The following is a 12,868-nucleotide window of genomic DNA, read 5'->3' as shown; positions in this document are numbered from 1 at the left end:
AGCTATCCTATCCTACAAAAACTTTACGCTGGCCAAAGGTCGCAGGAACATTCCCGGATGGACAGTCAGCATGATCCATCATGCAACGATTCCGCTTGATAGAACTCTCCTGGCAGTCCCCTGTGTACTACTACACAGCCGGATCACATACGCAGGAGAAAGTCCGTCCGGCGTTTGTCCTTGACGCAGTGGGATGGGAGTGCTTCCCGTCAGGAACTTCATGAAATTTAAGCCATAAGTGTTACAAAAACGCTTAACCAGAACAACAAGACCTACTGGCACATAAGGCAGGAATATAACCGGGGCAGATTCCCTCGCAGGGAAAATGTTTCTACATGACCTTCATCCACAAAATGCAGAACCCGATTGCAGGTCATGGCAGCAAATTCATAATCATGGGTAATTATCAAAATGGTCTTCCCCTTTTCGGCAAGCGTTTTCAAGTGCTCAGATATTTTCATCATATTTTTGAGATCAAGACCGCTGGTAGGTTCATCCAAAATCAAAACCGGTGTATTTATCCAATCGGATACAGCGAGAGTGAGTCGCTGTTTTTGTCCCCCAGAAAGAGTCGCCGGATGCCGTTCTTTCCATTCAAGCAAGCCGTACAATTTTAGCATTTCTTCCCGTTGCTCCTGTGTACTGCCTTTTCCATTCAAAAACAGTTCTTCCTCCACACTGTCGCCAAATAACTGACAGTCTGTATTCTGCATGACGAAATAGGCAAAATCCTTCCGTTTTCTTTTAGAAACCTCTCTCCCATTATATAGGATTTGTCCAGCCTTTTCTTTTTGCATACCGCAAAGTATATTTGATAAGGTTGTTTTTCCTATTCCGTTGGGTCCTACAACAGCCATCAGATCACCGGCAAACGCCTGAAAGGATACATCATGAAAAACCTGATGTTTGTGATAGGAAAATGTCAGCCTCTTTACATCCAGTGTCACAACTCCTTCTTCTGCAGAAGGAATATCCTCTTCAATAATGCGTAAATCCGGCGCTCGTATCCCAATGACCTGTCTCTTTGTTTCTGACATGGAAAGCAGGTCCCAAGCAGTCCATTCTTCTTTTATACTCCCGTTTTCCATGTAGAGGAAGCGATCCGCAAGCTCTGTAAGATAATAAAGCCGATGCTCGGCAACAACTATCGTATGACCCTCTTCTTTTAATTCTCTCATCAGCTTTTTCAGCGCTTCAACGGAATACATATCCAAATTGGCTGACGGTTCATCAAACACATAAATTTCCGGATCAACAGCGTTGACGGAAGCGATTGCTATTTTCTGTTTTTCTCCACTGGACATAGGATAAATCTCTTTTCCGCGCAGCGTATCTCCATTGATACGCTTGATCGCATTGGATACTCTCTCATCCAGCTCCTCATACGAAATTCCATAATTTTCACATCCGAACGCAATTTCATCCTCCGTAATACTGGCAAAAAACTGACTTTTGGGATCTTGAAAAATCGAGCCGACCTTTTTCCCGATTTCATGCAGAGGATATTCCGATATGTCGTGTCCCAACAGTGTAATGCTTCCATCACACGTCCCTTCATAAAATTGTTCCGCTAATCCGTTAATCAATCGTGTTATTGTGGTCTTGCCACAGCCACTCCCGCCAGTCAGCACGAGGAATTCACCCGCTTTTACATCCATGTTGATATGGCATATACTTTCTGTTTTCGCTCCCGGATACTGAAAAGATACATTTTCAAACCGAATAACGGATCGCCTTGCTTTATCATTTTCCATTATGCAGCCGTCCTTTCCAGTACAAAATAGATTACTGTTACACCGACAGCAATCACGCACATGATCCAATCCCTTTTTTGAAATTTTATTTTCCTGCGACAGGTATGTTTCCCCGGATTTCCAATTCCCCTGCTTTCAGCAGAAGCGGCAAGTTCTTCTGCTATTCTGGACGAGCGGAAAATAACGGGCGTAACAATATACTCCATAGCATCCAGAGGATGTCTCCATGACAACAGTTTTCGTAATCGAAGGGAAGAAAATACATCGGAAAATTCACTTCGGACGGTTGGAAAGAAGCGAAGCATGAAGGTTACTGGCAACGCAATTCCATCGGGAGCATGAATTTTCTTAAAAACCGCAACGACCTCTCCTGGTGGCATGCCAATGACAGGCTGTGCTGCCATGATCATCACCATGATACGAAGCACCATGAACAGAAACATTTCCGGCATCAGAAAAGTAATGCCCCGTCCGCCTGAAAGCATCCGCAGCACAATAAAAACACCGCAGACAATCATATACTTTATTGTCTGTATGCCAAAGCCCTGAATCATTAAATATACGCTTAAAGCACCCAACAGTGTGTATATCAAAATGTCGCTTGTGAGCACCGCCACCAGCGACATCATAAGGACTATGACAAGCAATTTAGTTCGGAAATCAAATTCTATATTCATAGTTTATTTAATCACGCCACTCTTTCTGAAGTGCTTTACAAGCAGTTTGTTGCTGATCATGCAGCCCAAAATAGCTAGGACAGCGGTGACAGCCAGGCTCAAAAGGACATACTTTGGATCCGTATAATACTTTGTCTGCACTTGAATCTGCTGCTCACTGACACCAGTGGCGAGAAACGCTTTCTTAAAAAACCAGATCTCTGACATGCCATGTGCCGCACGAACCAATGCTGTAATCACCCATGAAACGGATACTCGCTTAATATCGTGATAGGCATCCTTTCCACACATAGAAAGTTCTGCAATAATACCGCCGCCCAAAAACCACGGAATCATAAATGGGCCCATCATCAGTCCCGCAACCACTGCCCACATGATATTGTAGACAAGGGCAGGACCATGCTTGCCGACTTTCATGCACATGTAAGCATAAAACGGTGCGAGAATCAGTGCTGCTCCGGCCGCATTGAAAATCATGGAGTAAAACAGAGATGCTCCTGTCAGAATAGAATAAGCCATAAATACAACAAACATGATTGCGCAGAAAATACCAATGATTGCTGCGTCTTTGACAGTATATTTATTTCCTGCCGATTTTTCGTTTTCCATTTGGAAATCCTCTTCGTCTTCCAGTAAGTTAGAATCCGCCAACCACATGTCCAAAAAACAAGTTAGCTCAAGCAATCTACCTGCTTTTATCGGACGAAGAATATTTTAATGCAGCTCATATCACCTCGCCACTCCATACGGACCCTTTTCTATCCGAACAGATCTCCTTCCTGAATTTTGTTGGAGAACTTCCATACTTTTCCTTAAAGGCGGAAGTAAATTTACTTGGATTTTCATATCCGATTTTACCTGCTATCTCTGTTACCGACAGATCTGTTTTTAGGACCATCTTTCTGGCAGCCTGAAGCCGATAAGTACGGAGATAGGAATAAACAGAGCTTCCATAAACACCCCTGAAATATTTTTTTAGCGTTGTCGTGGAAATCTCGAATTTTTGAGAAAGCCGTTCGATTGTGTGATGAGTCGTCAGATCCTCCGTGATATAAGACGCCACTGCCTTAACTAAGGCGACTTGATTTTGATTAAAATAATTCTCCTGTAACGCTTCTTCTTCCGTATTAAGATCACTTAAAAACAGAAGCAGTTCCAGTATTTTGACTTTCATATATCCCGGTTTTCTTTTCTCCCGGACATGATAGAGTTCTGAAAAAATATGTTCAATCGATGGATTGGCACGCATAATACAGCATCGGTTGCCATCGCATATATATTTTTGAATATGATAGAGATCCACATTCAGAAGTTCCATAATCTGTCGGATTTCCGGCAACAATTCCTTCAGATTGATGATAATGGAAATCCCCTGATAATGATTCAGAGGGAAACACGAATTTGACTTTTTCTTCCTCATGGCACTGATGGATAAATCACCATCTGCCATATAACAGCAATTGTTCTCACCAAAGCTGCACTCAAAACGTCCGATTCGACAATGGTTGATTTCTATCCCATTTCTTGTAGGAAGCTGATTCCGGCTACAATATCCCATGTGTATATCATTATAATAAAGCTCAACTCCCGGAAAAACCTGATAGACTGTAATTCTCCCGTGCCCCGTTTCATTTGACAGTTTGAAAATTCTACAATCCCGACGCATTTCATCTTTGACTTCTTCTGGAGTGCCATACAGCGCTGCTCCTTCAAATTGATCCGGCAATTCTGTTTGCAATAGGATTTCAATTACACTGGAGAGTGCTTTTCTTCCATAAGTCGGCATTGCCAATCCCCTCCCTTATTTGCCATGATTAACTTTTTATTATATATCTGAAGTATAATGGGAAGCCCGGAATAATCACATTATTCTATCTTTGTTCAGAATCTATTTTCTTCAATGTATCCGAAAGGATCTCTTCTCTAAGTGAAGTAAGCCATGAAGAAAATCTTACGGTATCAAATGCATAGGTTTTATTAAGCTCAAATTCATTCTCAGACCATGTATCGAGCGGCGATTCATTATGCTGAATCAATGCCTCTAGCTTATCCAATGCTTTATATATTTTTGCTTCAACTGTCTCTTGCTTATCCATCTCTGAATACAATTCCGTCATCATTCTTGAGATATCCTCGGGAAGTGTATTGACCCATTTCGATAACAACGAAGCTTCAACGTCACGATCATTGTCTGTCTTTATAAAGGTTGGAATATCTCCAGTAAAGCACTCTCCCAAATCGTGAATTAAACACATGCTTATCACTTTCTCCATATCTACATCAGGAAATTCCCCCTTCAAAAGAAACGCCATAAGAGAAATTCTCCAGCTATGTTCGGCTACGCTTTCAGTTCGCCCTTTGCTCGTTGTACAATGCCTTGGGGTGTCTTTCAATCTCTCCGCAACATGTAAGATCTCCAAATATTCTCCTGGATTCATCTTTAATCCTCCTCAACGATTAAAATACACACTCATTTTTTCTTACACCATATAGTCAGTCTATCGCCTGTATCACCATTATACGGAAACAAATAAGTATCCGCTCTCTTCTTTTTTCAGTCGACTCTTCCAACATCCTTCTGGGCTTATGATACTTAACGTACTGTTTAGCAGTATTTTGATCTTGTCGATTATCGCTTGCTGAACTGCGGTGCACGACAAGCGGCCTTGGGGCCGTACCGCTGACCGTTTCTCCATTGAAAAATCCTGATTTTATACGGCTTTTCGGGATTTCCGCCCTTCGGTTGTCCCCATCTTAAACCCACAATATTTTCAAGGACTCTATTAACAACTCCATGCAGTGTTTCTGGTTTATTGTATTTAACTTTCGCATAGATGTCCATAGTTACTTTACTGTTTTCATATCCGGCGCGGACACTTCTGTACATCGCTGACAATCATAATATTGTCTTATGTGACCGCAACATTGCGAAATTGCGGGATATACTGAAACGGAAAACTCCGAAGTTGCTGCCGGATGCGGAAGTCCTGCTTGCGGAAATGTCCTGATTGATGGATCTTCTGTCATGCGCCCTATCAAAGCGAAGGCGCTCTATAGGCTTTTCACCAACAGCGACAGCAATACTATATACATACCCTTGCCGCCGACCTTTGCCAAGGCGTACTTTTGGGCTAAAGGCATCTATTTCAGATGCAACATACTTTGAGCTGGTAACGATAATGCTGTGCGACTCTAACACAAATTGAAAATTAGCAATCCTCTGTAACAATACATTGCCGGTTCAAGACCTGAATTGAGGATCTGAGTGCCGTATAGGAGATCAGGAAGTTTGCAAGCCAGCCCGCCGGTACAGCAAGCCAGACAAAGGCAATCCCAAAACGCGGCGCACAGATCAAAGCAACGGACAAGCGAATTGCCAGATTCACCATATTTGCAATAAGGAACGGGCGCATGACCCCAAGCCCACGAAGGACCCCATCTGTTGCCATCTTGATCCCCATGAAGAGGAAAAAGTAGCCGAGCCATCTCATGTAATCACCGGACACCTGATAAGCCAAGGCCGTTCCATCTTTCCCCAGGAACAACGAGGAGATCTGCGTGTGCAGCGATTCAATAACGATGAAAGCAAGGACTGCGAAACAGAGGTCCAACACAAGTGCGGCTCGGTATCCTTTTTTGATACGCTCCGTTTTCTTTGCGCCAAGATTCTGGGAAACATACGGTGAAACTGCATTGCCGATGGATACAAAGATCAGAGAAAAAACATTCTCTATCCGCATCGTCGCCGAATACCCTGCAAGTGCTTGTGTGCCGAATGGATTTACGACTGCCTGTACGATCATCATACCGATGGACACCGTTGACTGCTGAAGAACCGATGGCACGGCAATGCGAAGCATGGATTGTAACTCCTGCTCATCAAACCAGTGGAAGCTGCTCTTATATCGCCGCATCCGATATAAAAAGATCAAAAGCGAAAACAAGGCGGAAATGCCTTGCGCGATCAGGGTTGCAAGAGCTGCACCGAACACACCGAGACCAAGCCCCGCGACCATCCAAAGATCCATAAAGATATTCAGGACAGAGGAAAAAATCAGAAGCCCCAACGGAATTTTTGATTCCCCAATCGAAGTGAACATGGTCGAGAGAATGTTGTACATAAACAAAAACGGAAAGCCTGCAAAATAGACTCGCAAATACAGCACTGCTTCCTCCAGTATATCGGCGGGGGTCTGTAATCCGCTCATCATCGAATGGGAAAAAACAAAGCCGAAGACGCCAAGGATGATGCTCAGGAGTAAAAAGCTGATCAGGGAAGTTGACACGATCGTTTTCATTTTACCATAGTCTTTGGCACCGAAATAGCGGCTCACGAGCACACCGGCACCGACACCAGCCCCCAGCGCCACACAAATGAAAACATTCGTCAATGCAGCACAGGCACCGACAGCCGCAAGTGCAGGGGAACCAACAAACTGCCCGACGATGATCGAATCCGCCATATTGTATACTTGCTGAAAAAAGCTGCCGAGAATCATTGGCATTGCGAAAACAGTCAATGCTTTCAGAGGTGTATCTGTGATCAAATATTCATCTTTCGACATTATCCTATCCCTCCATAGCTTTCAGTTTTCTATCCGAAGCTTCCTCATCTTTTTCCGGGAGTGCTTCCGCAGCACGCTTCATCTGAATCGTGACATAAATCGCAGCCAAAAATTCTGTAATGGGCATGGCAAGCCAGAGGGATTCTGCATGGAACAAAATTGGCAGGAGCAAAATCAGAAAGCCGCTGATGACCAACCCTCTTGCAACGGAAACAATAAAGGAGGCCACTGGCTGCAAAATAGCTTGAAAATAGTAGGTCGAAAAAATGTTAAAGGGCAAAAGCAGGAACGAAACCGCGTATATCCGAATGATAGCAGGCGCAATTGCAAGAATCGCCGGAGTGGGGCTCATAAAAATACGGATATAGAGGTTCGGACAAGCCAAACTGAGCGCAGTCCAGAAGATACCGAAAAAGACCATGCTGCCCAGTGCCAGATGCAGTGTTTCCCGGATGCGGCTGCCCTTTCCGGAACCGTAATTTGTTGAAATGATGGGTTGTGCTGCCTCCCCAACACTGTATGCACAGCACTGCACAAAGGTACTGACAATGATGATAGGGCCATAGATTGCAAGCGCATCCGATCCCGGATATTTCATAATCTGACGGTTGAACAGAATCGTCAGGATACCCATTGCCACATCAATAAAGAATGAAGAAAAGCCAATCCCGGAAATTTTAGAGAACTTGCGAAAGAATGAGGTGATTTTAACCAGACGGAGCGTATTGGTACGCTTAAAGAAATGTGTCAGTATAACACAGAATGACACTACGGAGCCGAGCGCTGTTGCCAGACCTGCGCCATACAACCCCATGTTGCAGGGAAACACGAAGAACCAATCGCCAAAGACATTGAAAACGCCTCCGGACAAGACAGCCGCGGTTGCGAGGGCAGGGTCGTTATCATTGCGAAGAAATGCCGCCAGCATCTGATTAAATAAAAACAGAGGGAATACCGATTTGACCGGCTTCAGATACTGTTGTGCCAGCGGCAGCAATGTTTGATTGGCACCAAAGAAAGTGAGCAATGGCGTTTCCAACAGCACCAGCACTGCCCATGCCAGACCTGCCCAAAAAACAGATCCGATGACTGCCACAGTGAAGTATTGGTTTTCGTTTCCGGTATGTTTGGCATTGCCGCCGCGTTCAATGCTGAAAATAACGCCGCCGCCAATGCCCATCAGCAAACCCAGACTGTAGATAAGATTCCAAACCGGAGCGACTACTGCAAGGGCAGCTGTGCCATCCGGCCCCTGATACTGTCCAACCATCGCCATATCCACAATCGAATAGATGGATGTGATTATGGCGCTGCCAAAGGCGGCGACAAGATACTTAAAGTAAATTTGTTTGATATTCCCGTGAAGAAAATCCATTGAAAATCCTCCTTATATACGCGAAAAAGCCGGACAAAGGACAGACATCTCAGTCTGCGCCTTATCCGGCTGTTGTTTCCATGAACAACTCGCCCTCCGAGCGAACGAAAAAAATATAGCATGAGCGAAAGCAAATGTCAATGTACTTTAAGCTTGCCACTCTTCTGCAAGCAGGGCTTTCGTGGCACGAAAGCCCTGCTTGTTGGGGAAATTCCCCAATCCCCTTAGAACGCTGCCTGCGGCATCGGGCTGCGCATCCGTTCCGGATGCTTTAATGGCAGTTCCTGCCAGAATTTCGGAAAACATGCTTTGCGAGTTTTCCTCATTGTCGCGGCATTCGCCAAGGTACCGGGCAAGCTCGAACTTTGGCTCATTGCTCGCGCAAAACGCCGGAGTGAATCATCACCCCGGCTTTGAAAAATATTTACTTGTGCTTGCGGCCTCCACGTTTTTTGTAGTCTTCGTCTATACGCTTTTTCCAGTCTGCGCTCAGCGGGGCACTGCACCGGACAGAGCTGATTGCTTCGCTGACCACCTCATAATTCAACGCGGTTCCTTCACTGTCGCACTGATAGTTGACTGCACGATCTGCACCGATTCCAAACTGGCTTGCGGTCTCTACCGCGTCAATATTGGCACCAAGGAACAAAAACTCCCAACCGTATTTTGCTTTCTGCCGCTCGATCATCTGCTTCACTTTTTCGCTGTTATACCGGCGGCTGGCATTTTCCATTCCGTCCGTAGTGATTACGAACATTGTATGTTCCGGTACGTCCTCCGGTCTTGCGTACTTATGAACATTTCCAATGTGATGAATCGCACCGCCGATGGCATCTAAGAGTGCCGTGCATCCGCGAACTGTGTAATCCCGGTCGGTCATCGGTCGGATGTCCTTTACATTTACACGGCCGTGCAGGACTTCGCTCTCATTGTCAAACAGCACTGTTGAGATCAATGCCTCGCCCCCTGCTTTTTTCTGCTGCTCAATCATGGAATTGAATCCGCCGATGGTATCCCGTTCCAGTCCGCTCATGGAACCGCTGCGATCTAAGATAAAAATGATCTCTGTTAAATTCTTTCTCATATGCTTGTCCTCCCAGAAGATCTCGCCCTTACGGGCTCGCTGTCGCGGCATTCGCCAAGGTTTCGAGCAAGCTCAAACCTTGGCTCATTACTCACGCAAAATGGCTGCTCGGTTTCGTACCTTACAGCCATAGTATAGCGATTTTCTTTCGCGGAGTGGTCGCATGGAAAGCGACATTTCTTCGTCCTTATGCTCCGATCAAGTTCTGGTCAAAGGCAAATAATGCCTCGTTGATTTCATACACATTGTAGTTCCCCCGTTCGACAAAATATTCTACAATGATGTCAAATTTACTCGAATGGGAAAGGGCAAACCCTGCCTTGCCGAGCATTTCCTGCATCTGGACAAGCGGCAGCTCCAAAGCGAGGGCAAATGCCAGCACCGTAGGTTTGGATGGCTTATAGAATTTATCAGATCGGATTTTGGAAAAGAGCTTCCGGTCAATGTTTGCTTTCTTGTAGCACTGCGAGTCCGTCATGCTGCTTTCGTCAATCTTCCGCAGCAGCATTTCCGAAAAGCTCTCATCCATCTGTCCCAGTGCCTCCTCCAGAGATTGACTACTGCAAGATTTACAGATTGCTTCAGGCGGCAGCGGGGCAGGGGCAGCTTCAAAGCAGGCTTCCTCTGACAACGCTTCGAGCCGCCGTCTCTGTTCTGCTCGGCTTTCGGTATGTTCCTCCACATACCGGTCATCTATGTACGCTGCGATATCAGCAAACAGTTTTCCGCTAATCTGATATGCCTTCCTATCAAAGATAACGATGTAGACCATCATCTCATTTTCCAACAGGAACGTGCTGATGGTATCGACTGCAACCTTCAGAGCCTGGTCTTTGGGATAGCCGTAAATGCCGGAGGAAATCAGCGGAAAAGCCACCGACTGACAGCCATTTTCTTTCGCCAGATTCAGAGATGTCCGATAGCAGGATTCCAGAAACCGCTGCTCCTGATGCTTGCCATCCCGCCAGCGCGGGCCGACTACATGGATCACATATTTGCAGGGCAGGCGGTATCCCTTTGTGATTTTTGCGCTGCCGGTCTCGCAGCCATGCAGTGTCCGACATTCTGCAAGCAGTTCCGGCCCGGCCGCACGATGAATGCAGCCGTCCACACCACCGCCGCCCAAAAGAGAAGTGTTGGCAGCATTGACGATTGCGTCAACACCCATTTTTGTAATATCGTTTCTGATAATCTGCAACGGCATGAAGCATACCTCCCATTCGTCAGATCAATACCCATGTCTGTTCAAATATCTATTAAAGTGTCTCATACATTGCTTTCAATTCTTCCAGAATCTTCTCCTTTGTTCTGCCAACCAATCCCAACTGTTTAATATCCACGTTTTCATTTTTCATACGCTGGACAAACTCTTGAATATCGGCATAAACTCCTTGGGGAGCCACTATCTTGGCGGTGGGATCAATCAACTCCGTCAGACGAAAAACATCATTCTTATGTTTCTTGATATTTTTGCTATCAACGTGTTCTCCTGCGGCCTTACGATCTGTCAAATCCATCCACGCTTTTGCCTTAAATGGAATCAAATATGCCGCATCCAAGACAGTCACTCCATCAACAGTGACTTTCCCCTGCTTTAAAAATTCGTAGTAATCATCGTCCAAAAGAATAGCAGACAGACTTGAAATATCTTTGTCCATCGGCAACGGTGTTAGCACTGCATCTTCTGGAAATTGAATGGCATCCAGCTTTCGCGTGAAAAGTTCAATCATCGCAGGATACTGATTCGAGATTGGGTGACTAAAGCGATAAAACTGCGGCACACCCGAACTTTTATTGCAATGTTCATATCCAGCCTGTTTTACATATTCCCAGAATTTCTTTCCGAAATTCGCGTCAACTGCTTCTATAATCAGAACAAGGTCAATGTCCTTTGTTGCTCGGAAGTCCAATCCTTCTTCCGTCATCAGAATGTCACACGCCGTTCCTCCAATGATGGCATATTGTTCTTCACTGCCCTTGAACCATTCCTTAAAGCTGTCAATTCCTGTAACCATCTATTTTCCTCCACAGTCCATTCAGCATTTCTTCCACTGCTTCCTCCACTCGTTCATCTGCATCTTCTCTCAATGCCAATGCCAACGAAAGTTCGTCTACAACATTTCGCATAGACAATTTTCGGGGATTGTATCTCCACATCTCTACGGCCACTTGCACCTGCGAATTCTGCAAGCTATTGGTCATAACATCTTTCCATTGAGAAATTCTTTCTGCCGCGTAACATCTGACATTCGGTGCGTTCAACATGGAATACTCTGCCAATGCCGAATATCCGCTTTCCAGCAAGTCTGTTCTCACGAATTCTTTCGGAATATAAACCGTTCGTTTTATTGGGTTCAGTAACTTATCTCCTGCTTTTTGGAACAGTATTTTCGGAGAATCCTCAGATCGCATGATCCTCTGCACACCTACTTTCTTAATATGCAGCAATCCCATTTCTTCAAGTTGTCTCGATGCCCTTGATATAGAAGTAGGGGTCAGTTCCAAGTCCTTCGCAGCTTGACTTGTGGATAGTTCTTGTGCGCCTCCATAAATGAAATGCAGTAGAAGCATCTGCGCCGATGGAAGTATTTCTTCCCGTGGCTTTTTTTCGGCGTTGCACCGTTCCTGCAAACACACCGCCATAAAGGGCAAATAAATTTGCTTCCCATCTACAATAAAAGGAATCTTCTCACGAATCAAATATTCTTTCTGGCGATGGCTAAGTTCTTTTAACACCAGCACAACAGGCAAATTATTATTTTTCTGTATCCGGGCAATATGCTTTTTCAGTACTTCAATCTGCTCCAGTTCTGTCTTAGGATAAAGAAAAACCATCTTCTGCTCATTCATAGACACCATCTGTAAGCGATACCTTGTGGCTATAAAATTGGGTAAGTGCTTAAAGTCCACATCCTCACAGGCAACCTTGACTCCAAGAACTTTATTGAGATATTCCATGTCATCACCTTCGATCTTAACTCTTTTTCTGTATTATAACTCTTTTTAAGTTAAGATACAATATTTGAGTTAAGAGTAGTTAAAAAGCGTGCTCCAGGTTTCTCGGCAAGGATTCTATTACTTCTTAAAGCACCGGAATACCCCCTGGAAAAACGAGAATCTTGCAGATAAGATGCGCGCTTTCGCAGCAGAGGACGAATGGAACGATACCTACGGCCGCAGCCGGAGGCATGATGCCCTGAAACTAAAGGATCCGGAAGCAGACATCCCCGGCGAGAGGACCGTCTGCAGGATCATGGAGGGGATCGGACTACGCCGCAGACCACAGCGGAAACCAAACGGGATCACGAAGATGGATAAAAATGCCCGGAAGTCCGATGATCTTCTAAAACGCGGCTTTCGTTCTGAGAAGCCGCAGCTAATATCCCAAGATCCTTCTGAGCCACCATTCTTAT

The 12,868-nt window shown here is 45.2% G+C and carries 11 protein-coding genes and 1 pseudogene; 1 reads left to right on the top strand and 11 read right to left on the bottom strand.

The annotated features are described in order from the left end of the window. Window positions 1-272: 272 nt before the first annotated feature. From HMPREF1986_RS11425 to HMPREF1986_RS11375, 11 genes are all read right to left on the bottom strand, one after another. Complete coding sequence (locus tag HMPREF1986_RS11425) at window positions 273-1,754, bottom strand: ABC transporter ATP-binding protein (protein WP_021775002.1); 1,482 nt, start codon at window positions 1,752-1,754, stop codon at window positions 273-275. Beyond that, window positions 1,754-2,431 carry an energy-coupling factor transporter transmembrane component T family protein gene (locus HMPREF1986_RS11420; protein ID WP_021775001.1) on the bottom strand — a complete coding sequence of 226 codons (678 nt, stop codon included), beginning with the start codon at window positions 2,429-2,431 and terminating at the stop codon, window positions 1,754-1,756. The genes HMPREF1986_RS11425 and HMPREF1986_RS11420 overlap by 1 nt, the downstream gene beginning before the upstream one ends. A gap of 3 nt (window positions 2,432-2,434) precedes the next feature. Beyond that, a complete protein-coding gene (locus HMPREF1986_RS11415) occupies window positions 2,435-3,040 on the bottom strand; it encodes an MptD family putative ECF transporter S component (protein ID WP_036600509.1) in 606 nt (201 codons plus the stop codon). A 115-nt stretch (window positions 3,041-3,155) separates the two neighbouring features. Beyond that, window positions 3,156-4,217, bottom strand: coding sequence for a helix-turn-helix domain-containing protein (locus HMPREF1986_RS11410; RefSeq protein ID WP_242837385.1), 1,062 nt, complete (start codon window positions 4,215-4,217; stop codon window positions 3,156-3,158). A gap of 85 nt (window positions 4,218-4,302) precedes the next feature. Further along, window positions 4,303-4,869: an HD domain-containing protein gene (locus tag HMPREF1986_RS11405; RefSeq protein ID WP_036600488.1), complete on the bottom strand. Its 567-nt coding sequence runs from the start codon at window positions 4,867-4,869 to the stop codon at window positions 4,303-4,305. A gap of 771 nt (window positions 4,870-5,640) precedes the next feature. Then, window positions 5,641-6,996, bottom strand: a complete 1,356-nt coding sequence (locus tag HMPREF1986_RS11400; protein ID WP_021774994.1) for an MATE family efflux transporter — start codon at window positions 6,994-6,996, stop codon at window positions 5,641-5,643. Between the two features lie 4 nt (window positions 6,997-7,000). Further along, complete coding sequence (locus HMPREF1986_RS11395) at window positions 7,001-8,371, bottom strand: MATE family efflux transporter (protein WP_021774993.1); 1,371 nt, start codon at window positions 8,369-8,371, stop codon at window positions 7,001-7,003. Between the two features lie 424 nt (window positions 8,372-8,795). Beyond that, a complete protein-coding gene (locus HMPREF1986_RS11390; RefSeq protein WP_036600486.1) occupies window positions 8,796-9,455 on the bottom strand; it encodes a vWA domain-containing protein in 660 nt (219 codons plus the stop codon). 187 nt (window positions 9,456-9,642) lie between these two features. Continuing rightward, window positions 9,643-10,659 carry an O-acetyl-ADP-ribose deacetylase gene (locus HMPREF1986_RS11385; RefSeq protein WP_021774989.1) on the bottom strand — a complete coding sequence of 339 codons (1,017 nt, stop codon included), beginning with the start codon at window positions 10,657-10,659 and terminating at the stop codon, window positions 9,643-9,645. A gap of 52 nt (window positions 10,660-10,711) precedes the next feature. After that, complete coding sequence (locus tag HMPREF1986_RS11380) at window positions 10,712-11,470, bottom strand: hypothetical protein (RefSeq protein ID WP_021774988.1); 759 nt, start codon at window positions 11,468-11,470, stop codon at window positions 10,712-10,714. After that, window positions 11,454-12,413, bottom strand: a complete 960-nt coding sequence (locus tag HMPREF1986_RS11375; protein ID WP_021774987.1) for a MarR family transcriptional regulator — start codon at window positions 12,411-12,413, stop codon at window positions 11,454-11,456. The genes HMPREF1986_RS11380 and HMPREF1986_RS11375 overlap by 17 nt, the downstream gene beginning before the upstream one ends. An 88-nt stretch (window positions 12,414-12,501) precedes the next feature. On the opposite strand from HMPREF1986_RS11375, the pseudogene HMPREF1986_RS13420 reads away from it, so the two are divergent. Further along, window positions 12,502-12,868 (top strand): annotated as a pseudogene (locus HMPREF1986_RS13420) (hypothetical protein); the annotation flags it as partial.

It is taken from the genome of Oribacterium sp. oral taxon 078 str. F0263 (genome assembly GCF_000469565.1).
Lineage (GTDB): Bacteria > Bacillota > Clostridia > Lachnospirales > Lachnospiraceae > Oribacterium.
The sequence above is the reverse complement of the archived record's forward strand: the minus strand, read 5'-3'. Positions and strand labels throughout refer to the sequence as shown.